Annotated in this window: 22 protein-coding genes; 3 read left to right on the forward strand and 19 right to left on the reverse strand. The window is 66.1% G+C overall.

Going from position 1 to position 24285, the window contains the following annotated elements:
- Window positions 1–208: 208 nt before the first annotated feature.
- From WCZ84_RS05820 to tkt, 3 genes are all read right to left on the reverse strand, one after another.
- A complete protein-coding gene (locus tag WCZ84_RS05820) occupies window positions 209–1387 on the reverse strand; it encodes a phosphoglycerate kinase (protein WP_372685320.1) in 1179 nt (392 codons plus the stop codon).
- Between the two features lie 78 nt (window positions 1388–1465).
- Complete coding sequence (gene gap / locus WCZ84_RS05825; RefSeq protein ID WP_372685321.1) at window positions 1466–2476, reverse strand: type I glyceraldehyde-3-phosphate dehydrogenase; 1011 nt, start codon at window positions 2474–2476, stop codon at window positions 1466–1468.
- Window positions 2473–4533 (reverse strand): transketolase, encoded by a 2061-nt coding sequence (gene tkt / locus WCZ84_RS05830; protein ID WP_372685322.1) that lies wholly within the window; start codon window positions 4531–4533, stop codon window positions 2473–2475. The genes gap and tkt overlap by 4 nt, the downstream gene beginning before the upstream one ends.
- Window positions 4534–4655: 122 nt before the next feature.
- On the opposite strand from tkt, the gene WCZ84_RS05835 reads away from it, so the two are divergent.
- The gene (locus tag WCZ84_RS05835) at window positions 4656–5378 is read left to right on the forward strand and encodes a 16S rRNA (uracil(1498)-N(3))-methyltransferase (RefSeq protein ID WP_372685323.1); all 723 of its coding nucleotides are present in this window, start codon (window positions 4656–4658) and stop codon (window positions 5376–5378) included.
- Between the two features lie 64 nt (window positions 5379–5442).
- Here WCZ84_RS05835 and WCZ84_RS05840 read toward each other — a convergent pair whose 3' ends face one another.
- The 4 genes from WCZ84_RS05840 to WCZ84_RS05855 form a co-directional block, all read right to left on the reverse strand.
- Entirely contained in the window at window positions 5443–5871 is a 429-nt protein-coding gene (locus WCZ84_RS05840) for a barstar family protein (protein WP_372685362.1), read from the reverse strand.
- Between the two features lie 26 nt (window positions 5872–5897).
- Window positions 5898–7130: a patatin-like phospholipase family protein gene (locus WCZ84_RS05845; RefSeq protein ID WP_372685324.1), complete on the reverse strand. Its 1233-nt coding sequence runs from the start codon at window positions 7128–7130 to the stop codon at window positions 5898–5900.
- Window positions 7105–9399, reverse strand: coding sequence for an NADP-dependent malic enzyme (locus WCZ84_RS05850; protein ID WP_372685325.1), 2295 nt, complete (start codon window positions 9397–9399; stop codon window positions 7105–7107). Before WCZ84_RS05850 ends, WCZ84_RS05845 begins: the two co-directional genes overlap by 26 nt.
- A gap of 124 nt (window positions 9400–9523) precedes the next feature.
- On the reverse strand, window positions 9524–10438 hold the full coding sequence (locus WCZ84_RS05855; RefSeq protein ID WP_372685326.1) for a hypothetical protein: 915 nt from the start codon (window positions 10436–10438) through the stop codon (window positions 9524–9526).
- A gap of 63 nt (window positions 10439–10501) precedes the next feature.
- Here WCZ84_RS05855 and WCZ84_RS05860 point away from each other — a divergent pair, with 63 nt between their 5' ends.
- Window positions 10502–11710, forward strand: a complete 1209-nt coding sequence (locus WCZ84_RS05860) for a pyridoxal phosphate-dependent aminotransferase (protein WP_372685327.1) — start codon at window positions 10502–10504, stop codon at window positions 11708–11710.
- A 4-nt stretch (window positions 11711–11714) separates the two neighbouring features.
- Here the strand turns inward: WCZ84_RS05860 and WCZ84_RS05865 are convergent, their stop codons facing one another.
- The gene (locus tag WCZ84_RS05865; RefSeq protein WP_372685328.1) at window positions 11715–12632 is read right to left on the reverse strand and encodes a transglycosylase SLT domain-containing protein; all 918 of its coding nucleotides are present in this window, start codon (window positions 12630–12632) and stop codon (window positions 11715–11717) included.
- Between the two features lie 86 nt (window positions 12633–12718).
- Between WCZ84_RS05865 and WCZ84_RS05870 the strand changes: the two genes are divergently transcribed.
- On the forward strand, window positions 12719–14266 hold the full coding sequence (locus tag WCZ84_RS05870; RefSeq protein ID WP_372685329.1) for a UbiD family decarboxylase: 1548 nt from the start codon (window positions 12719–12721) through the stop codon (window positions 14264–14266).
- Window positions 14267–14297: 31 nt separating this feature from the next.
- Here WCZ84_RS05870 and WCZ84_RS05875 read toward each other — a convergent pair whose 3' ends face one another.
- The 11 genes from WCZ84_RS05875 to secF form a co-directional block, all read right to left on the reverse strand.
- The gene (locus WCZ84_RS05875; RefSeq protein ID WP_372685330.1) at window positions 14298–14675 is read right to left on the reverse strand and encodes a hypothetical protein; all 378 of its coding nucleotides are present in this window, start codon (window positions 14673–14675) and stop codon (window positions 14298–14300) included.
- Window positions 14672–15097: a phage holin family protein gene (locus WCZ84_RS05880; protein WP_372685331.1), complete on the reverse strand. Its 426-nt coding sequence runs from the start codon at window positions 15095–15097 to the stop codon at window positions 14672–14674. Before WCZ84_RS05880 ends, WCZ84_RS05875 begins: the two co-directional genes overlap by 4 nt.
- Before the next feature lie 5 nt (window positions 15098–15102).
- Complete coding sequence (locus WCZ84_RS05885) at window positions 15103–15426, reverse strand: YqjD family protein (protein WP_372685332.1); 324 nt, start codon at window positions 15424–15426, stop codon at window positions 15103–15105.
- Between the two features lie 82 nt (window positions 15427–15508).
- Entirely contained in the window at window positions 15509–16147 is a 639-nt protein-coding gene (upp, locus tag WCZ84_RS05890) for a uracil phosphoribosyltransferase (RefSeq protein ID WP_372685333.1), read from the reverse strand.
- Between the two features lie 125 nt (window positions 16148–16272).
- Window positions 16273–17691: a D-alanyl-D-alanine carboxypeptidase/D-alanyl-D-alanine-endopeptidase gene (gene dacB, locus WCZ84_RS05895; RefSeq protein ID WP_372685334.1), complete on the reverse strand. Its 1419-nt coding sequence runs from the start codon at window positions 17689–17691 to the stop codon at window positions 16273–16275.
- A gap of 48 nt (window positions 17692–17739) precedes the next feature.
- Window positions 17740–19476: an apolipoprotein N-acyltransferase gene (lnt, locus tag WCZ84_RS05900; RefSeq protein WP_372685335.1), complete on the reverse strand. Its 1737-nt coding sequence runs from the start codon at window positions 19474–19476 to the stop codon at window positions 17740–17742.
- Window positions 19466–20347 carry an HlyC/CorC family transporter gene (locus WCZ84_RS05905; protein WP_372685336.1) on the reverse strand — a complete coding sequence of 294 codons (882 nt, stop codon included), beginning with the start codon at window positions 20345–20347 and terminating at the stop codon, window positions 19466–19468. The genes lnt and WCZ84_RS05905 overlap by 11 nt, the downstream gene beginning before the upstream one ends.
- A gap of 47 nt (window positions 20348–20394) precedes the next feature.
- Window positions 20395–20880: an rRNA maturation RNase YbeY gene (ybeY, locus tag WCZ84_RS05910; RefSeq protein ID WP_372685337.1), complete on the reverse strand. Its 486-nt coding sequence runs from the start codon at window positions 20878–20880 to the stop codon at window positions 20395–20397.
- A complete protein-coding gene (locus WCZ84_RS05915) occupies window positions 20870–21850 on the reverse strand; it encodes a PhoH family protein (RefSeq protein ID WP_372685338.1) in 981 nt (326 codons plus the stop codon). The genes ybeY and WCZ84_RS05915 overlap by 11 nt, the downstream gene beginning before the upstream one ends.
- Window positions 21847–23334: a tRNA (N6-isopentenyl adenosine(37)-C2)-methylthiotransferase MiaB gene (gene miaB, locus WCZ84_RS05920; RefSeq protein ID WP_372685339.1), complete on the reverse strand. Its 1488-nt coding sequence runs from the start codon at window positions 23332–23334 to the stop codon at window positions 21847–21849. The genes WCZ84_RS05915 and miaB overlap by 4 nt, the downstream gene beginning before the upstream one ends.
- A gap of 3 nt (window positions 23335–23337) precedes the next feature.
- Complete coding sequence (gene secF, locus WCZ84_RS05925) at window positions 23338–24273, reverse strand: protein translocase subunit SecF (protein ID WP_372685340.1); 936 nt, start codon at window positions 24271–24273, stop codon at window positions 23338–23340.
- Between the last annotated feature and the right edge of the window lie 12 nt (window positions 24274–24285).

The raw sequence follows: 24285 nt of genomic DNA on the forward strand, positions 1-24285 counted from the left end.
AGAACATTGCCCTGGCGCTGGGCATCAAGCTGGTGTTCCTGGTGCTGACGGTGGTCGGCCTGGGCACCATGTGGATGGCGGTATTCGCCGACGTCGGCGCCAGCCTGCTGGTGGTCGCCAACGGCTTGCGCCTACTGCGCACCCCGCGCACGGCCTGAGCCGCCAACGGACCGGCCGTGGCCACGGCCACGCGGCCTGCCCGACGGCATCAGCGCTCGAGCGCGGCCACAGCCGGCAGGGTCCGGCCTTCGAGGAACTCCAGAAACGCCCCACCGCCGGTGGAAATATAGCTGATGCGCGGCGTGATGCCAAAATGCGCGATGGCGGCCAGGGTATCGCCGCCACCGGCAATGGAAAAGGCATCGGCTTCGGCAATCGCCTGCGCCAGCACCCGGGTACCGTTGGAAAATGCCTCGAACTCGAAGACGCCGACCGGGCCATTCCAGACGATGGTGCCCGCCGCATGCAACAGGCGGGCCAGCTTGGCCGCGGTGCGCGGGCCGATATCGAGAATCATGTCCTCGGGGGCCACCTCGGCAGCAGCCTTCACCGTGGCGGGCGCATCGGCCGCAAACGCAGGCGCCACGACGACGTCGTCCGGAATCGGCACCTGCACCCCGCGCGCCTGCATGGCGTTCATGACGGCGCGCGCCTGTTCGACCTGATCGGGTTCGGCCAAAGAGCGACCAATCGGCAAACCAGCCGCCAGCATGAAGGTGTTGGCGATGCCCCCGCCGACGATCAGCTGATCGACCCGGGCCGCGAACGACTGCAGGATGGACAACTTGGTGGACACTTTGGAGCCGCCCACAATGGCAATCAAGGGCCGGCGCGGATCGTCCAGGGCACGCCCCAGCGCATCGAGCTCGGCGGCCAGCAAAGGCCCCGCACAGGCCACGGGCGCCATGCGCGCCAGGCCGTCGGTGGTGGCCTCGGAACGATGCGCCGTGCCGAAGGCATCATTCACGTACACATCGCACAGGGCGGCCATGCGCCGTACGAGTTCGGGGTCGTTGCTCTTCTCGCCCCGGTTGCTGCGGCAGTTCTCGAGAAGCACGACTTCACCCGGCGCGACCTGCACCCCATCCACCCAATCGGCGACCAGGCGCACCGGCTGGGCAAGCAGCTCGGCAAGCCGCTGGGCGACCGGCAACAAGCTGTCTTCCGGACGGACCTGCCCTTCTTTGGGGCGCCCCAGGTGCGACGTCACCATGACGGCGGCCCCCGCCTGCAGGGCGAGCCGGATCGCCGGCACGGACGCGCGCACGCGCGTATCGTCGCGGATCTGCCCACCATCCAGCGGTACGTTGAGATCGGAGCGGATGAAAACGCGCTGGCCCTGCAAGGCCGTGCTGCGCGCCAGATCGGATAACAGGGCAATGGCCATGCGAGCGCCTCCTGGTGACACGAAACAAGGGCGGGTTGCCCCGCCCGTACAAACGGCTGGCGACAGTGACGGAATGTCTTACTGGGCGGCCATCAGGGCCACCGTGGTATCCAGCATGCGGTTCGAGAAGCCCCATTCATTGTCATACCAGGAAGACACCTTGACCAACGAGCCGGACACCTTCGTGAGCGCGGCATCCACCGTGCTGGAGGCCGGATCGTGATTGAAGTCGATCGACACCAGGGGTTCGGTGGTATAGGCCAGAATCCCCTTGAGCGGGCCTTGGGCCGCCGCCTCGAGGATGCCGTTGACTTCTTCGACGGATGTTTCACGACTGGCCACGAACGTCAGATCGACAATGGAGACGTTGATGGTGGGCACCCGGATGGCATACCCGTCGAGCTTGCCATTGAGTTCGGGCAGGACCAGGCCAACCGCCGAGGCGGCCCCGGTTTTCGTGGGAATCATGCTCTGCGTGGCCGAACGCGCCCGCCGCAAGTCTGAATGATAGACGTCGGTGAGCACCTGATCGTTGGTATAGGCGTGCACCGTGGTCATCAGCCCGGTGACCACGCCCAACTGCTGATGCAGCGGGTACACCAGCGGGGCCAGGCAGTTGGTGGTGCAGGATGCATTCGAAATCACCGTATCGGAGGCCTTGAGCACCTGATGGTTGACCCCGTACACGATCGTGGCATCGACGTCTTTGCCGCCAGGCGCCGAGATGATCACCTTTTTCGCCCCGCCTTTCAGGTGGGCCGAGGCTTTTTCCTTGGATGCGAACAGACCCGTGCATTCGAGCACGACATCCACACCGAGCTCGCCCCAGGGCAGCTCGGCTGGGTTGCGCTCGGCCAGGACGCGAATGCGATCCCCATTGACCACCATGAAGTCGCCATCGACCTCGACCGTACCCGGGAAGCGGCCATGCGCCGTATCGTGGCGTGTCAGATGGGCGTTGGTGTCGGGATTGCCCAGGTCATTGATCGCCACGATCTGGATGTCGTGCTGCTTGCCGTCTTCGTAGTGCGCCCGCAGGATGTTGCGGCCTATGCGGCCGTAGCCATTGATGGCAACGCGTATCGTCATGAGAAATCTCCTTGTAAAAGCTGTTCGGCGGTGGCGGCCACGTGTTCGGCCGTCAGCCCGAAATGTTTGAACAATTGCCCCGCAGGCGCGGACTCGCCAAACGTGTCCAGGCCCACCACGGCGCCGTGGGCCCCGACATACTTGTACCAGCCTGCCGTCACACCGGCCTCTATGGCCACGCGCGGCAGGTGGGCGGGCAGCACGGCCGTGCGCCAGCTGGCAGGCTGCGCATCGAATACCTGGGTGCAGGGGATGGACACCACGCGTGTGGCCGTACCCCGCTGCGCCAGCAGATCCTGGGCCTGCAGGGCGAGTTCGACCTCGGATCCCGTCGCGATCAGCACGGCGCGCGCGCCTGCCATGTCGCGCAGCACGTAGCCACCGCGCGCGATGGCCTGGGTGGTGTCGGCGTCGCGCGCGACGAAGGGCAAATTCTGGCGCGACAGCAACAAGGCGGTGGGGCCGCCATCGTGCACGGCCAGGCCGAGGCTGGCTGGACGAGCCAGCGCGCAGCGCCAGGCCACGGCCGTTTCCGTGGTGTCGCAAGGGCGCCAGACATGCAGGTTGGGGATCAGGCGCAGGCTGGCCGCCTGTTCGACCGGCTGATGGGTCGGGCCATCTTCGCCCACGCCAATGGAGTCGTGGGTAAACACATGCACCACCCGCTGCCTCATGAGGGCCGCCATGCGCAGCGCGTTGCGGGAATAGTCGGAAAAGGTGAGGAAAGTGCCGCCAAAAGGCAAAAAGCCACCATGCAGGGCGATGCCGTTCATGATGGCCGCCATGCCGAATTCACGCACCCCGTAATTGATGTGCCGCCCCGCCTGCAGGCCGGTCGGCGTGCGTCGCAGTGGCACCACCCCCGGCCAGTCGGTGAAATTGGATCCTGTCAGGTCGGCCGAACCGCCCAGGAGTTCCGGCAGGATGTCGGCAAACGCGGCAATCGATTGCTGCGAGGCCTTGCGGCTGGCGATGGATTCGGCCCGATCCTGCGTGGTGCGTATCCAATCGGCGGCCCGCCGTTCGAAATCGGTGGGCAATTCGCCGGCCATGCGCCGACACAGCTCGGCGGCCAGACGCGGATGGTCGGCGGCATATTGGTCGAAGCGCGCCTGCCACTCGGACTGCAGCTCGGCGCCCCGGCGCCGGCCATCCCAATATTCGTAGACTTCCCGGGGCATCTCGAAGGGCGGCAGCGTCCAGCCCAGGGCCTTGCGGGCCGCCATGATTTCTTCCGCCCCCAGCGGCGCCCCATGGATTTTTTCGGACCCCGCCTTGTTGGGCGCGCCTTTGCCGATCACGGTCCGGCAGCAGATCAGCGTGGGGCCGCGGTCGGCCTCGGCGTGTACACGCGCCTGGGTGATGGCGGCTTCAATGGCGGCCATGTCATGCCCGTCGACATCCCGCAGCACATTCCAGCCATAGGCTTCGAAACGATCCGGCGTGTTGTCGGCAAACCAGGACTGAACCTGCCCATCGATGGAGATGCCGTTGTCGTCGTAGAAGACGATGAGGCGCGACAACCCCAGAGTGCCCGCCAGCGAACAGGCCTCGTGGGAGATGCCTTCCATGAGACAGCCGTCACCCACGAAGGCCCAGGTCAGGTGATCGATGATGGCGTGCCCCGGACGATTGAATTCCCGGGCCAACAGCGCTTCGGCGAGCGCCATGCCGACCGCATTGGCCAGCCCCTGGCCCAATGGGCCGGTCGTGGTCTCGACACCGGGCGTGATCCCGACTTCGGGGTGCCCCGGGGTGCGGGAATTCAATTGGCGGAAATTGCGCAGCTCGGACATGGACAGGTTGTATCCTGTCAGGTGCAGCAAGGCATACAACAGCATCGAGCCATGGCCGTTCGAGAGCACGAAACGGTCGCGGTTCACCCAGGCGGGGTCCGACGGATTGTGGCTCAGGTGCCTGGTGAACAGCACGTGGGCGATGTCGGCCATGCCCATCGGGGCCCCCGGGTGTCCGGAGTTGGCTTGCTGGACGGCATCCATGGCCAGGATACGAATGGCATGCGCCATGGAAGGATCAGGGGCAGACAAAACGCTCATGAGGGCTCGATGACCCGCCAGCCCACGAGGGCATGGCCAGGCAGTTTTCAAGTGGCAAATCCCCTTATTTTAACAGTTTGGCGCCGGTGATTTAATATGGGCGTCCTGAACTTCGGATCCCCATGAGCACGCCGCGATTCTTCTACCCTGCCCCGCTGGCGGGCCAGACGCACTTGGCCCTGCCGCAGGCCCTGGCGCACCACGCGCAGCGCGTGCTGCGGCTCGAACCGGGCCAGCACGTGGTCCTGTTCGACGGCCTGGGGGGCGAATACCCGGGGGTCCTGCGCGGCCCGGCAGCCCGGCCAAGCGTACAGCTGGGCGCCCACGAGCCCACCGAGCGCGAGCTCGCCGGGCATCTGGTGCTGCTGCAGGGCCTGGCCAGCGGCGACAAGATGGACTGGATCCTCGAAAAGGCGGTGGAACTCGGCGTGAGCGAGCTGCAGCCCATTGCCGCCGAACGCAGCGTCCTGCGCCTGGAAGGCGGGCGCCTGGACAAGCGCATGGCCCGCTGGCAAGCCATCGTGCAATCAGCCAGCGAGCAATGCGGGCGCAATCGCTTGATGCGGGTACACCGCCCTGCCCGCCTGGCGGCCGCACTGCCGCTGCTGCACGGGCATACACTGTTCTGCCATCCAGAAGCGGGGCCGAAGCTCCCCGAGGCGCTGTGCGGCGCGGGCGCGCGCCTGAATCTGCTGGTGGGCCCCGAAGGCGGCTGGTCGACCCAAGAACAGGCCCTGGCGCGGCAGCACGGCTCGCACGCGGCGCAGTTCGGGCCGCGCATCCTGCGCACAGAAACCGCAGGGCTGGCGCTGGTCGTCGCGTGCACTACCCTGCTGGGCTGGTGAATCAGCGGGCCAGGCCCCACGCCAGGCCTTGCCGCGGCGCGGCCTGGCCCACCGGTGGGCGATGTCAGTCGCCGCGCCCCGAGTAAGGCGTCGGGTCGACCCCTGGTTCGGGTTCCGGGTGCGCCCCCGCATGCTGGATGGCATAGGCAAAGCGGCGTTCGTTGTTGGCAGCGAATTCGACCACGTCATCGCAGACGCTCTGGATGGCCTGCGCGTCTTCGGCCAGGGCGGGATCCCCCGAATGCAGATGCCGAAACCAAAGGAACAGCCCTTCTTTCTGGTCGAGCAAGGTATCGCACAGGCCATCGTAAAAAGCATCGAGATCCCCGCCGAAGAACTCGGGATAGTCGATTGCCTTGACGACCGCCCGCAACACGGCCGAGCGATTGCGGGCCCGGTCGCAATCGACGACCAGTGCAGTCAGACCGGATTCGGCTGCGGCGGCCAGCGCAGCATTTTCGCTGATGGACTCAGCGTCGACCCTGCCTTGCATGGGTGCATTTTTTGTCTGGGCCGGACTCATGCGGACCACTCCTTGAAAAAAGCGATCACTTCTTCAGCGTGATTCATGCTGTCGGACCTGCCCAGTTCGATCAGGCTGCGTGTGTAGCCGGGCTCGAACAACAGGTAGGATACCAAGGCCCCTCCCCCTGACTCCAGCTTGCGCGGCGAAACACCCAGCACCCGAAACAAGGTACGCACGGCCCGCGGCAGTTCGTCGAGGTGCTCCAGCGCGATCTCGTCGAGAGAGCGACTGGGTGCGATCATCAGGGTATGGATGGGACGCAATGTCTGGCTTTTTAATCCATTTGCGGGGATTCGTGCAAGCAGCCCATTGATTCGCTGCATGCGCTCCATGTCCAATGCGACCCCGTCGAGGAAAATGTTCGACAGCGTATGGCCGGCAATCTGCGCAAAACTTGGATAGGACGGATCGAGTTCGTGGTTCTCGGGGCCTGCGCGGCCCTGGTCGTTGGTGCCTATGACGAAGACCCGCTCGGCACCCAGGTGGATCGCAGGGCTGATCGGTGCCAGCTGGCGCATGGAGCCATCACCACACCACAGGGTGCGGCCTTGGGTCAGCAAGGCCCGGGCCGGGAATACGAAGGGGATGGCGCTGGACGCCAGCAGGTGGTCCACCCCGATGGAACAGGCCACGGCCCGTCGCAACGTACGCGTCCAGGGCTGAATGGCCCGACGCGACTGGTAGAAGGTCAGGTGCTCGCCGGAGGTGTAGTCGGTAGCGGTGATGGCCAGCGCGGCCAGGTGCCGGCTGGCCAGGTTGCCCTTGAGGCGCGAGAAGTTGAGCGTGCGGGCCAGCAGGTCTGCCAGCGGCTGGTTGTTCAGCAGGGAATGCGGCGCCCTGTGGGACAGCTGCGGGCGGATCCACCCCAGAGCGAACATGCCCAGCCATTGCAGCCCGGTATGCGACAGGCGCGGGATGTCGGCGTAATAAATGTCGCCCGTATGCAGGGATTGCCACAGGGCGACCAGATGATCGACGGCCTGGTGGGGCTCGTGGGCCCGGCAGGCCAGAGCAGCCGCATTGATGGCGCCTGCCGAGGTGCCGCAGATGATGTCGAATGGGTTGACGGCATCGGGCCGGCGTTCCGGATCAAGCAGTTGCATGACCCCGGACAGCACGCCGGCCTGATAGGCCGCCCGGGCGCCCCCGCCCGTGAGCACCAGGCCGGTGGTGCCATTGCGGCGCACGGATCCGCCCGGATCAGGGGTGTCGTGGCTTGTTGGCATCGACCACGGTCAGTGCGGTCATGTTGACGATACGGCGCACGGTGGAGCTGGATGTGAGAATATGCGCCGGCGCATTCGCCCCCAACAGGAACGGGCCTACGGCCACGTTGCCGCCGGCGGCCGTCTTGAGCAGGTTGTAGGCGATATTGCCGGCATCCACACTGGGGCAGATCAGCAGGTTGGCCTCGCCCTTGAGCGTCGTGCTGGGCAGGATGCGGCTGCGCAGCTCGGGGTCGAGGGCGCAATCGCCATGCATCTCGCCATCGATCTCCAGCTCGGGATCGCGCGCCCGGATCAACGCCAGCGCCGCCTTCATCTTTTCGCCCGAAGACGAACTGCCCGTGCCGAAATTCGAACGGGACAACAACGCCACCTTGGGTTCCATGTTCAGCCGACGCAACTCCTCGGCTGCCATCAGCGTGATCTCGGCGAGCTGTTCGGCGTCGGGATTGTCGTTGACATGGGTATCGGCCAGCGCAAGCGTGCGCTCTTCGAGCAGCAGAATATTCATCGCCCCATAGGAGCACGCACCAGGCTGCAGGCCCAGCACTTCGTCGATGAACCGCAGATGATTGCCGTACGAGCCCACGGTACCGCAGATCAGGCCATCGGCATCGCCCAGGCGCACCATCATTGCGCCGATCAGGGTCAGCCGGCGGCGCATCTCGACCCGCGCCATTTCGCGGGTGATGCCGCGCCGGCACATGAGTTCCCAGTAGGTGGTCCAGTACTGATGGAAACGCTCATCGTGCTCTGGATTGGTGACGTCGACGTCCACACCCAGCCGAATGCGCAGGCCCAGGCGTTCGATACGCGTGGCGAGAACCGAAGGCCGGCCGATCAGTATGGGCCGGGCCAGCCGTTCATCGACCACGATCTGTACCGCACGCAGCACCCGTTCGTCTTCGCCCTCGGCAAAGGCGATGCGGGACCGCCCCCCTTCGCGGACCATCGACCGGGCGGCCGAGAACAGCGGCTTCATGAACGCACCCGAGTGATAAACGAACTGCTCGAGCTGGCCCGTATAGTTTTCGAAGTCGAGAATGGGGCGCGTGGCGACGCCTTCGTCCATGGCCGCCTTGGCCACCGCCGGCGAGATGCGGGTGATGAGGCGCGAATCGAATGGCTTGGGAATGAAGTATTCGGGCCCGAAGGAGACGTCGCTCAGGCCGTAGGCTGCGGCCACGACTTCATTCTGCTCTTCGCGGGCCAGGCCGCAGATAGCCTGTACCGCCGCCCTTTCCATGCCCCGCGTGATCGTGGTGGCGCCGACATCGAGCGCACCACGGAAGATGTAGGGGAAACACAGTACGTTGTTGACTTGGTTGGGGAAATCGGAGCGTCCGGTGGCCAGCACCGCATCCGGACGAACCGCCAGTGCATCGGCAGGCAGGATTTCCGGGTTCGGATTGGCCAGCGCCAGGATCAATGGCCGCTCGGCCATTTTTTCGACCATGGCCGGCTTGAGCACCCCCCCGGCGGACAGGCCGAGGAAAACGTCGGCCCCGCCAATGAGGTCATCCAGCGTGCGGGCATCCGTCTTCTGGGCAAAGCGGGATTTTTTTTCGTCCATCAACTCGCGCCGCCCCTGGTAGACGACGCCCTCGATGTCGGACACCCAGATGTGCGCCAGGGGCAGGCCCATGTCTACCATCAGGTCGAGACAGGCCAGCGCCGCCGCGCCCGCCCCCGAGACCACCACCTTGACCTGGGCAATGTCCTTGCCGACGACCTGCAGACCGTTGATGAAGGCCGCCGTGACGCAGATGGCCGTGCCATGCTGATCGTCGTGGAACACCGGAATGTTCATGCGCTCGCGCAATTTCTTCTCGATGTAGAAGCACTCGGGCGCCTTGATGTCTTCGAGGTTGATGCCGCCAAAGGTGGGCTCCAGCCCGGCAATGATGTCTACCAGGCGGTCGGGGTCCTGCTCGCTGATTTCGATGTCGAAGACATCCAGGCCCGAAAACCGCTTGAAGAGGACGGCCTTGCCTTCCATGACGGGCTTGGCGGCGAGGGCACCGATATTGCCCAGGCCCAGCACGGCGGTGCCGTTGGTGATCACCCCCACCAGGTTGCCACGCCCGGTATAGCGAAATGCATTGTGCGGATCGGCCACGATTTCGTCGCAGGCGGCGGCCACGCCCGGAGAGTACGCCAGCGCCAGGTCGCGCTGGTTGGACAGCTGTTTAGTGGGAATCACCGAGATTTTCCCGGGGCGGCCGTGCTCGTGATATTCGAGCGCCGCAGCACGCAGAGATTCATCCATGAAAGCATGCCTTTTTAAAGTGAGCATGCCCGGGCAAAGCCCGAGCATGACAGTGGAGGATGTTTCATTCTAGCCGCTCGCAGGCGCTACGACCACGCCGGCCGCGCGTTGTGGCGGCCGGGATTCAGGACGGGCGCGCAAAGCGCTGGCCTGGCCGCGGAAACAGGCCATCCGGGTCGAACAGCTGCTTGACGACGTCGTCGACCTCGCGCCACGCGGCAGCCGCCTCTGGGCGCTGACCATAACGCTCACCGTAGGGCCGCCCCAAAGGCTGCCCCAGGCGTTCGTCGAACACCAGCCATTCGACCCAGCCCAGTTCGCCCGCGTGCCCAAGCAACAGTTGCGCCAGATTGATGCTGCAGCCATCGGCCGGTCGCAGCGCATCGAGACGGTAGCCGCCCTCCCAGAAAGGGCTGGCGGCGGATGCCTGGGAGACCGAGGCCGCCAGCTCGAACAAACGGGGCACCATGGACTGCACCCGGAGATTGTCCAGCGGTTTCTGGTTGTCGACCCCGAACGCGCCCAGGTTGGCCCGCGTGCCGTCGCCGAGCAGGACTTGTGCATGCACCAGGCCACTGTCGGCCGTGTGCCCGGCATCCCAGTCGCATGAGCGGCGATCGGCCAGCCAGGCCGCCACCGTGAGATGCGCCGGCTGATCGCGAAACTGGTGCAGCCCAACGGCTTCGAGCGTCCCCAGCAGGCAACCGGGTTGCACGAACCAGCGGGGATCCGACTCGCCCAGGCGTTCGCAGCGCGCCATCGCGGCCCCCGGTTCGACCCAGAGCACTGGCTCACCGGCTAGCCGGGCACTGAACGGCATGCCATCGAGCGCCAGCATGACGCCGAACTGATGACACAGGCCCCGGGCGTGAAAGACATCCTGCATGCCGGCAGGCACCATGCGGGCCCCATCGGCCTGCGTGCCGAAATCGAACACGGAGCCCTCTACGACCCGCCTCAGGCGCGCCAGAAAATGTTCCCAGGGCGTGCGCTGTGACCGCCGTCCGGTCAGAAAGGCGCGTCGCGACGTGAACTGCATGGCAAAGGCCTCCGGAAGGCAACCGCTACAATGTGACGTTGAAAGATTTCTCGGGGTGCAACCATGGTCAGGCCCGCCGACAGGACCCGGCACACAGTGCCATTTTATGCGATGGAAGTTCTGAAACAGGCCCAGGTGCTTGCCGCCCAGGGCAAGGACATCATCAGCCTGGGCGTGGGCGAACCTGATTTCCGGGCCCCGCAGGCGGTCCTGGACGCCCTGAACCAGGCCACGGACGCCGGGCTGGGCGGCTATGTCGAGGCCCTGGGCCTGCCCGCCCTGCGCGACACCCTGGCCGGGTACTACAACCAGCACTTCGGTACGGCGCTCGACGCGTCCCGTGTGATGGTGACGTCAGGCGCTTCAGGGGCGCTGTTGCTGGCGACCATGGCCCTGATCAACCCGGGCGACGAAGTCCTGATGCCGGATCCCTCTTATCCGGCAAACCGCAATTTCATTCTTGCCGCAGGCGGCCAGACCCGGCTCGTGCCCACCCAGGCGACACAGAACTACCACCTGTGCGCCGATGACATCCATACCCACTGGGGGCCGCGCACGCGGGGCGTGCTGATCGCCTCGCCAGGCAACCCGACGGGGACCTCGATGAACCGCGCCGCCCTGCAGGCCCTGATCGCCGCCGTGCGCGAACGGGGCGGCTGGATCATCATGGACGAAATCTATCTGGGTCTGGCCTATGATCACGCACCCGCCAGCGCCCTCACGCTCGATGACGACATCGTGGTGATCAACAGTTTTTCCAAATACTTCCATATGACCGGCTGGCGCCTCGGGTGGCTGATCGCGCCGCCGGCCCTGATACCGGCACTCGAGCGGCTGGGTGCCAGCCTGGCCATCTGCGCCCCGTCGCTGGCCCAGCACGCCGCCCTGGCCTGTTTCACGCCCGACACCCTGCAAATCTACGAACAGCGCCGGCAAGCCTTCCAGCAGCGGCGCGACTTCCTGCTGCCCGCCTTCGATACCCTGGGGCTGGACGTGCTCGCCCGGCCAGATGGCGCCTTTTACATTTTTGCCGACATTCGCCGCCTGGGCCTGGACAGCAGCACGTTCTACCGGCAGCTGCTGCACGAAGCGGGCGTGGCGGCCGTGCCCGGCATGGACTTCGGCCAGGCCCACGCAGCCCATACGGTGCGTTTTTCGTATGCCACCGGGCTGGACCGCCTGCGCCAGGCGGTCGACCGGATGGCCCCGCTGCTGGCCCGGTACCACCTCCAGCCGCCAAGCCCCGCATCGGCCGAGCCCCTGCCCGGCTGATCCGTCACCCGGCCGCGCCCTTGCCCGGAATCCGGTCGACCGGGGCCAGCCCCGAGGCCAGCGCCATGCGCCGCCGCTCGGCCAGCACCTTGGCGCCATAGCCGCCATCGCCCGGGCCTGTCGCGCCCACATAGCAGGCCAGGCCGCCCGCCACCGACCCCCTGCGGCGGATGCAATCCGCCAGGATCCGGCCCCCCACCCGCATGTTCACCCCCGGATCAAAAACGCTGACGACCCCGCCCTCGGCCTGGAGCTTGTCGCGGTGCACCCGCGTCATGACCTGCATCAGGCCCTGGGCCCCTACGGGGCTCTCGGCAAACGGGTTGTAGCGGGATTCAATGGCCACCACCGCAAGAATCAACTGCGGATCCAAGCCCAGCTCGGCCCCCAGCGTAAAGGCCGTACGCAACAAGGCATCGGCCACGCTGCGGGAGATCTGATATTTGCGCGCCAAATAGCTGCCCAGCCCATGGCGTTGGGCCGCACTGATGCCGGATACCGGCTGATCGGCCAGGCTATCCGCCAGGGCCTGGGCGAACCGGGTCTGGCCCTCGGATGCAAGGCTGTCCAGCTGGGCCGCGCGGTCGGCCGCCGCGGAATCAGGGTCGTCCGCATGGCCTTGTTGATTGAAGGCATCGGCCAGGCTGCTGGCCACGTCGTCGAAATCCGGACGCGTGAACTGCGCCCATTCGGGTACGTCGGCCTGTTCCAATACGTCGGTGGCAGGCTGGTTCTGGAACATGGCCAGCACAGCTTCGTGCAATTGCTGGGATTGTTCGCGCATGGAGGGCAGCGCCAGGCTCAGGCCCAGGGTGGTGAGCACCGCCAGCCCCAGATAGATGGCGCTGACGTGAATGCACTCGCCCAGGATCAATAACGCCTGGCTCGCCCCGCGTCGCAGTCGTCGGGCCGCGGCCGGCATGGTGAGAGGGCTCCGTTTAAACCCCGCTTCAATAAGGGGAGTGGTAATCTTGCTGACCATGCACTGTAACCTGATTGGTCTCTTCTGTGAAATATCGTGACCTACGTGACTACATCGCGCTGCTCGAGCAGCGCGGCGAACTCAAGCGTATCGGGGCGGGCGTCTCCACCCACCTGGAGATGACCGAAATCGCCGACCGCGTGTTGCACGCCGGCGGGCCCGCCCTGTTGTTCGAAAACGTGCAGCATGGCGGTCAGGCATGCGGCATACCGGTCCTCGCCAACCTGTTTGGCACCCCCCAGCGGGTGGCCTGGGGCATGGGCGCCGAATCGGTGGACGCCCTGCGCACCACCGGGGAATTGCTGGCCGAACTGCGGGAGCCGGCGCCGCCCCATGGCATGCGCGAAGCCCTGGGCAAGGTCGGCCTGCTCAAGGCGGCGCTCTGGGACATGAACCCGCGCACGCTGCGCCACCCCCCCTGTCGTGAAGTGGTCCTCGAAGGCCCGGCGGTCGATCTGCACCAGTGGCCCCTGCAGCATTGTTGGCCCGGCGACGCAGCACCTTTGCTCACCTGGGGCCTGGTCATCACCCGCGGGCCGCGCGCACGCCGGCAGAACCTGGGTATTTATCGCCAGCAGCTGCTCGGGCGCAACAAGCTGATCATGCGCTGGCTGCCGCACCGGGGCGGCGCACTGGATTTCCGCGACCATGCCCTGGCCCACCCCGGAACGCCGTTTCCCGTGGCCGTCGCGCTGGGCACGGACCCGGCCACGCTGCTTGCCGCCGTCACACCCATCCCCGACAGCCTGTCTGAATACCAATTCGCCGGCCTGCTGCGCGGCTCGCGCACCGAGCTGGCCCCCGCGCTGGTCGACGACCGCTTGTCGGTGCCGGCACACGCCGAGATCATCCTCGAAGGCCATATCCTGCCCGCGGATGACCCACGCGCCGGGCCGGCGCCGGCTGCGGCCGGCGAGACCCCGCCGCCCGCATCAGGATACGAAATGGCCCTCGAAGGGCCGTTTGGCGACCACACCGGCTATTACAACGAGCAAGACTGGTTTCCGGTCTTCACGGTCGAGCGCATCACCCACCGCCAGGCGCCCATTTATCACAGCACGTACACCGGAAAACCGCCCGATGAACCCGCGATCCTGGGGGTGGCCCTGAACGAAGTGTTCGTGCCGCTGCTGCAGCGGCAGTTTCCTGAAATCATCGACTTCTACCTTCCGCCCGAAGGCTGCAGCTACCGCCTGGCTGTCGTATCCATGCGCAAGCAGTACCCGGGACACGCCAAGCGCATCCTGTTTGGCCTCTGGAGCGTGTTGCGGCAATTCATGTACACCAAGTTCATCATCGTGGTGGACGACGACATCGACATCCGCCAATGGCCCGAAGTGGTCTGGGCCATCACCACCCGCATGGATCCCGTGCGCGATACGGTCCTGGTCGATCACACCCCGATCGACTATCTGGATTTCGCTTCGCCAATATCCGGCCTGGGCGGGAAAATGGGGCTGGACGCCACCCATAAGTGGCCTGGTGAAACGCAGCGCGAATGGGGTAAACCCATCCAGATGACGGCCGACGTCAAACAGCGCGTCGATGCGATGTGGGGCGCCCTGGGCCTGTAGCGTACCCAGCCAGGACCCGGCCAGGGCCTGGTCAGGCCCCGGACTCTGGACCCTGGACGGTACGGGCCCGTTCGGCCTGATCGCGCCGCGCCAGCCAGACCAGGCCGGCAATGAGCGCAGACTTCAGGACCAGGCGCCGCCGCGTGGCGGTGGAAAACAGCGAGCCCATGACCGACAGCGACACGGGATAGCGCCGCACGAAGCGCCAACCGGTGGCCAGCCAGCCCGAGGTCGCGCCACCGATATGGTCGCGCACCATGGCTGCCAGCGCGCCGGGCTGGAGCCCGTTTGCCAGAGTGCACAGGCTGTGCTGCAGGGCGATGCGTTCGTAGCCGGCCTGCAGGCGCAGAACCTGGATACGCACTTTCCGATCGGCAGACGATGACACAGATGCAGTAGTGTGGCTCATACAGGTGGATCCTCGGGGTCATCGGCCGCCTGCCCAGGCGCGGCGCGGCGGGCGTGCAGCCCGACCAGTGCGCGGGTGTCCTCGCCCAGTACCGCCGCCGTGGTGGCAAAAGGGGGTGGATCATGGCGCACCTTGTGCACCAGCCACCATGCCAATGCCAGGCCGGCCAACGCGTAGGCCAGCGCCATGAGGCCCAGCGCCCAAAACCGCCAGGGGGTGGGCCAGAACAGCAGCGCCACGGTGAGCGTCACCACCAGCAGCGCCAGGAACAGGCACAGGGCCGCTGCCAGCAGCACGGCCAACCGCTGCAGCAGGCGGTCACGCGCCTCGAGTGCTTCGAGGCCGAAGAGTTCGAGCCTTGTACCCGCCAATGCGGCCACATGGTGGGCCACATCGACGAAGGCGCGAGTGATGGACCCCACCGTATTCAGCGCCGCGACAACAAAGCACCCAACAGCAGCCCAGCCACGCCCGCGATACCGACCGCTTTCCAGGGGTTGTCTTGTACGTACTGGTCGGTGTCGTGCACCACTTTGCGACCCTGTTCGACGAGATCTGCCTGGGTTTCACGCAGCTTCTCGCGGCCCTGGTCCAGGGCTTCGAGCGCCCGGGTGCGCAGATCGGCGGCTTTTTCGCCGGTGGCATCGGCTGCCTGGCGCAGCAGATCTTCGGCATGATCGAGGCTGGCCTTCAGATCTTCGATCAGGGCATCCGATGTGGACTGGGTAGCAAGACTTTTACGTTTGGCCATGAAGTTCTCCTGTGAACGGAATGGTTCATCCTGCCTCTATTGTACGGGTCTGCATGGGCTGCACCCTTTACATCCGAGGGATTCAGTCGGTTTTCTGACCCGTGCCAAAAATACGATCACCCGCATCGCCCAGGCCGGGAATGATGTAGCCGTGCTCGTTCAGGTGGCTGTCGATCGACGCGGTGTAGATATGGACGTCGGGGTGCGCCTGCTGCACCGCTGCGATGCCTTCGGGTGCCGCCACCAGCACCAGGGCACGGATATTGCGGCTGCCGGCCTGCTTGAGCATGTCGATGGTGGCCACCATCGAACCGCCCGTGGCCAGCATCGGGTCGACGATGAGCGCCAGCCGCTGGTCCAGCTGACCCACGAGTTTTTCGAGATAGGTCTGCGCCTGCAGGGTTTCTTCGTTGCGGGCGATGCCCACGGCACTGACCTTGGCCCCGGGGACCAGCATCAGCACCCCGTCGAGCATACCGATGCCGGCGCGCAGGATCGGCACCACCGTGACCTTTTTGCCAGCCAGCTTTTCGACGTCGAGCGCGCCCGCCCAGCCCTGGATGCGGACCGGTTCGAGCGGCAGGTCTTTGGTGGCTTCATAGGTGAGCAAGGCCGCGATTTCCTGTGCCATTTCGCGGAAATTCTTGGTGCTCAGGTCGGCGCGCCGCATGAGGCCAAGCTTGTGTCGGATCAAGGGATGTTTGATTTCGTGTATGGGCATGGCAGCAGGCTGGCAAGGGCGCAGCCGGCCCAGGCCGGCGCAGGATCACTTTTGATTTTACCCGACCCGACTGCAGGCGGACAGCCGCCCTGGGCTCTGGCCGCAGCCGGGCGCCCAGCCCCCGATCAGCGCGCCGCGAGCCAGCGCACCACGGCATCGTCGAAGGCGCGCACCTGGGCGGCCTGGCCATCATTGACCATGCTGACCAGGATATAGTATTTGCCACTGGCACCGCGCACATAGCCCGCCAACGCGCGCGCATCGCGCAAGGTACCTGTCTTCAGGTGCGCCTGGCCGCGAGTCTGTGCGTCTTTCAGCCGCCTGCGCACGGTGCCGTCCACCCCCGAGATCGCCAGCGAGGCCACGTACTCGGGCATCAACGGCGAGCGCCAGGCCACATCGAGCATCTGGGCCAGGCCCCGCGCCGTGACGCGCGCCTCGCGCGACAGGCCCGAGCCGTTATCCAGCACCCATCCAGCCGTATCCACCCCCTGCCCCGCCAATACCTGCCCCACGGCCCGGGCGCTGCCGGTGGCCGTAGCGCCCGGGCCGTCGAGCTCGGTGCCGAGGGTCAGCAAGGTCATGCGGGCCATGACATTGTTGCTGTACTTGTTGATCTGGCCAATCGTGCTTGCCAGCGTAGGCGAATCATGGCCGACGAGCTCGCGCGCATCGCCCGGCACGGCGCCGGATCGGATGCCGCGTGCCAGCGTACCGCCGAGCTCCTTCCAGAGCAGGCGGAACAGGGACTCGAAGTGCGCCACGGGCGTGCCGACCAGCCGGTAAAGGCTGAACTCGCCACACTCGCCGCTGGCCTTGCCCGACACTTGCACCACGGCCCGGCCGGCCTGGGGCATCACCTGGGCCGTGACCACGGGCCGCGCCTTGCAGGCGCCGTTCAGCCATTCGACACGGCCCTGTACCTGTACCCCTCGCAACGGTGGATCCAGGATGGGGATCCACTGGCGGGCCGTGCGATCCGGATAGAACAACACGCGGGTCGCCCCAAAACCGACCAGCAGCGCATCCGGGCTGGCGTTGTAGGCCCGATCCGGCTGGGCGTCGAACTCGCCCGGATCGATGGCCACATCGCCGAACAGCCGACGATCCACGACGACTTCGGACACGTTCTTCACGCCCCGCACGCGCAGCTCGCGCAGGGTGTGCCAGAGATCTTCCAACGTGAACCAGGGGTCGCCGGCCGCCTGTATGTACAGCGGCCCGGACAAGGTCCCCTGCGCATCCAGCCGGGCCTTCGCGTCGGCCAGAAAGCGGGTGCGCCAGACGAAATCCGGCCCCAGTGTCGACAAGGCCGCCCAAGTGGTGACCAGCTTCATCACCGAGGCCGGGTTGCGCGGCACCTGGCTGTGCAGGCTGGCGACCACCGGCCCGCCCGCCTCGCGGATCTCGAGCGACAGGGCGGCATCGGGGAGCCGGGTCGCCTTCCAGGCCGACTGCAGTTCGGGCGGCAATCCCTGGGCCTGGCTGGCCGAAACGAAACCCGCCAGCAACCAGGCCGCTGCACAACGCCACAGCATGTTCATTCGTATTCCCCCAGCGGGTGATTCGGGCCGCATGACCCCGAGCGGCCCTCAGGAAGCCGCACGCTTGCTGCGTCTTTTTATCACAACAGCCAGCCCCAGCATCCACACGGACCAGGCCAGCACCGGCAGATTGCGCCAGCGCACGTACGGCGTCAGGCCTTGCCAGCCCTGGATCTCGACGTCGAGCACCCCGGGACGGCCGGTATCCAGCCGCGCGTACACCTGACCCCGCGGACCGATCGCGGCCGTCAGGCCGGTATTGGTGGCACGTACCATGGGCCGCGCCGTCTCCAGGGTGCGCAGACGCGCCATCTGCAGGTGTTGGCGCAAGGCCCAACTGTCGCCGAACCAAGCCAGGTTGCCCAGGTTGACGAGGATGCTGGCCCCCTCGGGATTCGCTGCCGACGGCGCGACGCCCGCCGCGATTTCTTCGCTGAACGTGTCTTCGTAGCAAATGTTGAACGCCAGGGTCTGGTCTCCCAGGCGCAAAACCGGCTGGTCATCGGCGCCGCGGTCGAAATCCCCCAACGGAATGCGCATGGCCCGCACGAACCAGTGAAAACCGAACGGAATGAATTCGCCAAAAGGGACCAGATGACGTTTGTCGTAGTGCCAGGCACGCCCCCCTTGTTCCATGACCCGCCCCTGGGCGTCGAGTGCCAGGGCGGCGTTGGTGTGACGCGCGCCGCGCGCGCCCGGCGCCGCATCCCGCTGGCCGTCGCCCCCGGCTGGCCGATGCAATGGCACCCCCAGCACGATCGGGGCCTGCCCGCTGCGCGCGGCGTGTTCCCAACCGTCCCAAACCTCCAGGGGCACGCGATCCTGGAAAATCGGAATGGAGGTCTCCGGCAGCAAGACCAGCGCCGGACGGTCGTCGTCCGACTTGGGCGCCAGCGCCGCCAGATCCTGCAGGCGCACCTGCTCATCGAGAAACCGTGAGGGATCAAATTTCTCGGACTGCGGCGTGGCCGGTTGCACGAGCCTCAGCAAGACCGGCGCCCCACGGGGCGCGCCCCACTGGATGTAGCCCAGGGCGATGCCGGCCAGCCCTGTGGCCAACGCCGCACCCAGCACGGCCGCCGCACTGCGATCCCAGGGCGGCAGGTTCCTGGCGCGCACCATCAGCACGACGGCCACGGCGGCAAAGGCCGCCAGCCAGCTCGCGCCATAGACGCCCAGCAGTGGGGTCCAAGCGGCGAACATCCCGTCGGCATGGGCATAGCCGCCCTGCAGCCAAGTGAAGCCGGTGAACAACGTGCCGCGCAGCCATTCACCCAGCGTCCAGGCCGACGCCCAGGTCGTCGCGATCAGGCACTGGGCCCACGCGCGCTGACGGGGATGCGCGCGCCCGGCCAACAGGGCTGCGGACAGGCCACAGGCGAGCGCCCCATACAACGCCATCGCCGCCGCGAAAATGAGCAGCGCCCCGACCGACAGGATCCAGGGCAAGCCGCCGTAGCGGTGCATGCTGATGACCAGCCAATAGACGCCGACGGAAAATTGCGCCAGACCGAACAGCCATGCGCGCCAGGCCGCCTGGCGCGGCGTGGTCGCCCGCAGCGTGGCAGACGCCAGCACCGCCAGTGAAAGGATCTGCACGAAAGGCAGGCTCCATCCCGGCAGAGGCCCCGGCGCAAAGCTCAGGGCCTGGAGCAGGCCCGCCAGCAACAGCAGCCCACTGCGCCCCGCGCCCCGCATCTTGGCCTGCAGGCCGGGTTCCCCGGTCGACCCGGCAGGATCCCCCGCCCCTGACACCGCACCCGGTGATGCGCCGTCAGGCTGCATGTTCCGGCGTGGGTTCTGGCTCGGCTCTTTGCACGTGCAGCCAATGCGCCCGCTTGCCGTCCGCCCCGACCACCGTGAAGACCAGGCCCTGGGACTCGAAGCGTTCGCCCCGCCGCGGGATGTGACCCAGCTCGGCTGCCAGCCAGCCATTCAGCGTATCGCATTCATCATCGGGCAGCTGCACGTGGAACATGTGATTGAAATCCTCGATTTCCGTCGTGCCCATGGCCCGCCAGCTGTTTTCGCCCGTGCGGAAAATGGTTTTTTCGGCGGCCTCGTCGAATTCGTCTTCGATTTCACCCACGATCTGCTCGAGCACGTCTTCCATGGTGACCAGGCCCGAGACGCCGCCGTGTTCGTCGATGACGATGGCCAGATGATTGCGGCTGGCCCGGAATTCCTGGAGCAGTTCGTTCAGTGGCTTGGTTTCGGGGATGAATACCGGCGGCCGCACCAGCGCCCGCAGATCCAGGGTCTGATCGGACCACGTCAGCAGCAGGTCTTTGGCGAGCAGTACGCCAATGATGTTTTCGCGATCGCCCTCGAAGACCGGAAAGCGGGAGTGCCCCGTTTCGGTGATCATGGGCAGAAGCTCGGACAGCGGGCTGCGGATGTCCAGCATGTCCATGCGCGAGCGCGACACCATGATGTCGGCGACCGTCATGTCGGCGACTTCGAGGGCCCCGGAGATCATGGCGTATGACTCGCCATCCAGCACCGAATGATCATGGGCGGCTTCGAGTACGGCCCGGATGTCGTTTCGGTCGGTCGGGGGGGCAGGCCGCAACAAAGCCCTGAGACGAGAGAAGAAGGAACCGGGCGCACTGCGCGCAGGTCGGGGTTCGGGATCAGGTGGTAAAGGGTCTGACATTGTCCGTAGGACGAGTGACGGAAACTGTAGGATAACCGATAAGGATCTTAGCCGTCGGCCTCGATCTTGTAGGGGTCGGGTATGCCCTGAGCGGCCAGAATGCGGGTTTCCAGGGCTTCCATCGCGCGGGCTTCGTCATCCTGCACGTGGTCGTAGCCCAGCGCATGCAGCACGCCGTGGGTGACCAGGTGCGCCGCGTGCTGCTGCAACGGCTTGCCCTGGCTGGCGGCCTCGCGCGCCATGACCGGCAGGCACAGCACGATGTCGGCCCGCAGGCAGCCATCGGGCCCGCAGCCATATTCGAACGTCAGCACATTGGTGGCGGCATCGCGCCGGCGCCAGGCCGAGTTCAAGCGGCGGCCTTCGGGCTCATCGACGATGCGCAGGGTCAGGGCCACCGGCTGGGGCGGCGCATCGGCCTCGGGGGCCAGCGCCGCCTGCAGAGCCCGCCCGACCCAGCGCCGCAAGCGCCAGCGCGGCAGCTCGGGGGCCTGGACCGCATACTGCACGCTGAGGCTGAACTCAGGATACATGATCGCCTGCGCGCTCGTAGGCGTCGACGATGCGTGCCACCAGCGGATGCCTCACGACGTCGCGGCTGGTGAAGCGCGTATGGGCGATGCCGGGCACCGCTTCGAGCACCTCGAGCGCATGCAGCAGACCGCTGCGTTGCCCCTTGGGCAGGTCGACCTGGGTCGGATCCCCATTGATCACCGCCTTGCTGCCAAACCCGATGCGGGTCAGGAACATCTTCATCTGTTCCGGCGTGGTGTTCTGGGCCTCATCGAGGATCACGAAGGCATGGTTCAGCGTACGCCCGCGCATATAGGCCAGCGGCGCGATTTCTATGGTCTGCTTCTCGAACAGCTTCTGCGTGCGCTCGAAGCCCAGCAGGTCATAAAGGGCGTCGTACAGCGGCCGCAGGTAGGGGTCCACCTTCTGCACCAGATCGCCTGGCAGGAAACCCAGGCGCTCGCCAGCCTCGACGGCCGGCCGGGTCAGCACCAGCCGCGCCACCGACTCGCGCTCGAGCGCGTCGATCGCACAGGCCACTGCGAGCCAGGTCTTGCCGGTGCCCGCCGGCCCGACGCCAAAGGTGACGTCGTGCTTGAGAATGGCATTGAGGTAATCGCGCTGGCGCGGCGTGCGCGGACGCAGGTCGGATTTGCGCGTGCGCAGATCCAGGCTGCCGTCGTCTACCGGCGGCAGATCGGGCAGCGCACCGGCCGTGGCCGGATCGGAGCGGGCACCGAGCTCGACCAGCCCCAATTGCAGCGCCTCGAGCGTCAAGCCGCCCTCGGGCGTGTGTTCGTGGAACCAGCGCAGCGCCTTGGCGGCCTGCCGGGCCTGGGCGCCGCGCACTGTGAAGCGGCTGCCACGGCGCCGGATCTCGACCCCGTAGGCCTGCGCGATCTGCTGCAGATTACGGTCGAGCGGTCCGCACAGCTGAGCCAAGCGGGCATTGTCGCCCTCCAGATCGAGAACCAGGGGGCGCTCGCTCACTGGCCTACCCGTTGGGAATCGGTGCCCTGGATGACGCCGCGCAGGGTGTTGGCCAGGCTCTGCGTGATGCGGACGTCGACCATCTGCCCGATCAGGCGCGGCGGCCCGGGAAAATTGACGATGCGGTTGTTTTCCGTCCGGCCCTTGAGATCGGCGGCGTCCTTGCGCGAATGACCTTCGACCAGCAGGCGCTGCACGGTGCCCACCATGGCTTGCGCATACGCCTGCGCCTGCTCGTTGATCAGGGCTTGCAGGCGATGGAGCCGTTCGAGCTTGACGTCATGGGGCGTGTCATCGGCCAGATCGGCGGCGGGGGTGCCGGGGCGTTTTGAATAGACGAACGAAAATGACTGGTCAAAGCCGATGTCGCGCGCGAGATCGAGTGTCCCCTGGAAATCGGCTTCTGTCTCGCCAGGGAAGCCGACGATGAAATCCGACGACAGCGTCATGTCGGGCCGGACCTTGCGCAGCCGCCGGATAATGGCGCGGTACTCGAGCACGGAGTAGCCGCGCTTCATGGCGGCCAGCACCCGGTCGCTGCCCGACTGCACCGGCAGGTGCAGGAACGGCACCAGCTTGGGCAGTGCGCCATGGGCCTGGATGAGCCGCGCCGTCATTTCTTTGGGGTGCGACGTGACATACCGGATGCGCTCGATGCCCGGGATGTCGTGCACGTATTCGAGCAACATGGCGAAATCGGCGACCTCGCCGGATGGCCCCACGGGACCGCGGTAGGCATTGACATTCTGCCCGAGCAAGGTGACTTCGCGCACCCCCTGGTCGGCCAGCCCGGCGATCTCGACGAGCACGTCATCGAATGGGCGGGAGACCTCGGGGCCGCGCGTGTACGGCACGACGCAGAAGCTGCAATACTTGCTGCAGCCTTCCATGACAGAAACGAAGGCGCTGGGGCCCTCGACCCGCGCCGGCGGCAGCGCGTCGAATTTTTCGATGAGCGGAAACGAGATGTCGACCTGCGCGCGCCCCGATGCCCGGCGCTGGTCGATCATCTGCGGCAGACGATGCAGGGTCTGCGGGCCAAAGACCAGGTCGACGTACGGTGCGCGCTCGACGATGGCCGCGCCTTCCTGGCTGGCCACGCATCCCCCCACCCCGATGATCAAGTCTGGATTTTTCTGCTTCAGCGGCTGCACCCGGCCCAGATCGGAAAACACCTTTTCCTGGGCTTTTTCACGCACCGAACACGTATTGAAGAGAATGATGTCGGCGTCTTCGGGCGTTTGCGTGAGCTCGACCCCGCGCGTGGCCCGAAGAACGTCGGCCATTTTCTCGGAATCGTACTCGTTCATCTGGCAGCCAAATGTACGGATGTACAACTTGCGGGCCCGGGCGCCGGGCTGGGACGGCGGCAGCTGCTCGACCAGGGCGCGGATGGCGTCGTGGTCGGTGCCCCGGGGCCCCGTCGGGCCGCTGCCGGTCTTGCGGGGCACGACGCCCGGGCGGCGTACGGAGGATTCTTGCATGCGCTAACCCAATTCGACTTCGGGGCCGTCTTTTTTGATGGGCCGCACCAGGTCTTCACGCTTGATGCCCATCCACATGGCCAGGGCGGCGGCCACGAACACAGACGAGTAGATCCCGAACCAGATCCCTATGGTGAGGGCCAGCGAGAAATTGTGCAAGGTCGGCCCGCCAAAGAAGAACATCGAGAGCACCATCATCTGGGTGGAACCATGGGTGATGACCGTACGCGAGATGTTCTGCGTGATCGAGGCATTGATGATCTCGCGCACCGATGCCTTGCGCTGCTTGCGGAAGTTCTCTCGGATCCGGTCCATCACCACGACGGACTCGTTGACCGAATAGCCCAACACGGCCAATACCCCGGCCAACACCGAGAGCGAGAACTCCCATTGAAAGAATGCGAAAAAGCCCAGAATGATGACCACGTCGTGCAGGTTCGCGATGGCACACGACGCGGCCAGCTTCCACTCGAAGCGGATGGCCAGGTAGATCATGATGCCGACCACCACGAACAGCAGCGCCATGAGCCCGTTATGGAGCAGTTCCTGGCCCACTTGCGGGCCCACGAACTCGACCCGGCGCAGCTGCACGTCGGGGCTCTGCACCTGCAGGGCGGAGAGCACCGTCCGGCTCTGGGTGGCCGTGTCTTCGCCCGGACGCACGGGCAGGCGGATCATCACATCTTGCGACGTGCCGAAATTCTGCACCTGGAAATCGGTATAGCCCAGCGCGTCGATGGCCTGGCGGATTTCCCCCACGGGTGCCGATTGGCTGTAGTGCACCTCCATCACGGTGCCGCCCGTGAATTCGATGGACAGGTGAAAGCCCCGCGTGGCGATGAACAGGACAGCGAGCAGAAACGTGACCAGGCTGATGATGTTCAGGATCAACGCATGCCGCATGAACGGAATGGTGCGGTGGATACGGAAGAATTCCATGGCGTGCCTCTG

Source organism: Castellaniella sp. (assembly GCF_041675725.1).
Lineage (GTDB): Bacteria > Pseudomonadota > Gammaproteobacteria > Burkholderiales > Burkholderiaceae_B > Castellaniella.

Coding starts and splice junctions, on each gene's coding strand:
- WCZ84_RS05850 (WP_372685325.1), bottom strand. CDS start 9,399: ATGGATGAATCTCTGCGTGCTGCGGCGCTCGAATATCACGAGCACGGC.
- gap (WP_372685321.1), bottom strand. CDS start 2,476: ATGACGATACGCGTTGCCATCAATGGCTACGGCCGCATAGGCCGCAAC.
- WCZ84_RS05865 (WP_372685328.1), bottom strand. CDS start 12,632: ATGCCGGCCGCGGCCCGACGACTGCGACGCGGGGCGAGCCAGGCGTTA.
- secF (WP_372685340.1), bottom strand. CDS start 24,273: ATGGAATTCTTCCGTATCCACCGCACCATTCCGTTCATGCGGCATGCG.
- WCZ84_RS05855 (WP_372685326.1), bottom strand. CDS start 10,438: ATGCAGTTCACGTCGCGACGCGCCTTTCTGACCGGACGGCGGTCACAG.
- dacB (WP_372685334.1), bottom strand. CDS start 17,691: ATGAACATGCTGTGGCGTTGTGCAGCGGCCTGGTTGCTGGCGGGTTTC.
- WCZ84_RS05835 (WP_372685323.1), top strand. CDS start 4,656: ATGAGCACGCCGCGATTCTTCTACCCTGCCCCGCTGGCGGGCCAGACG.
- WCZ84_RS05840 (WP_372685362.1), bottom strand. CDS start 5,871: ATGCAAGGCAGGGTCGACGCTGAGTCCATCAGCGAAAATGCTGCGCTG.
- upp (WP_372685333.1), bottom strand. CDS start 16,147: ATGCCCATACACGAAATCAAACATCCCTTGATCCGACACAAGCTTGGC.
- lnt (WP_372685335.1), bottom strand. CDS start 19,476: ATGCAGCCTGACGGCGCATCACCGGGTGCGGTGTCAGGGGCGGGGGAT.
- WCZ84_RS05845 (WP_372685324.1), bottom strand. CDS start 7,130: ATGCCAACAAGCCACGACACCCCTGATCCGGGCGGATCCGTGCGCCGC.
- tkt (WP_372685322.1), bottom strand. CDS start 4,533: ATGAGCGTTTTGTCTGCCCCTGATCCTTCCATGGCGCATGCCATTCGT.
- WCZ84_RS05820 (WP_372685320.1), bottom strand. CDS start 1,387: ATGGCCATTGCCCTGTTATCCGATCTGGCGCGCAGCACGGCCTTGCAG.
- WCZ84_RS05875 (WP_372685330.1), bottom strand. CDS start 14,675: ATGAGCCACACTACTGCATCTGTGTCATCGTCTGCCGATCGGAAAGTG.
- miaB (WP_372685339.1), bottom strand. CDS start 23,334: ATGCAAGAATCCTCCGTACGCCGCCCGGGCGTCGTGCCCCGCAAGACC.
- ybeY (WP_372685337.1), bottom strand. CDS start 20,880: ATGTATCCTGAGTTCAGCCTCAGCGTGCAGTATGCGGTCCAGGCCCCC.
- WCZ84_RS05905 (WP_372685336.1), bottom strand. CDS start 20,347: ATGTCAGACCCTTTACCACCTGATCCCGAACCCCGACCTGCGCGCAGT.
- WCZ84_RS05885 (WP_372685332.1), bottom strand. CDS start 15,426: ATGGCCAAACGTAAAAGTCTTGCTACCCAGTCCACATCGGATGCCCTG.
- WCZ84_RS05860 (WP_372685327.1), top strand. CDS start 10,502: ATGGTCAGGCCCGCCGACAGGACCCGGCACACAGTGCCATTTTATGCG.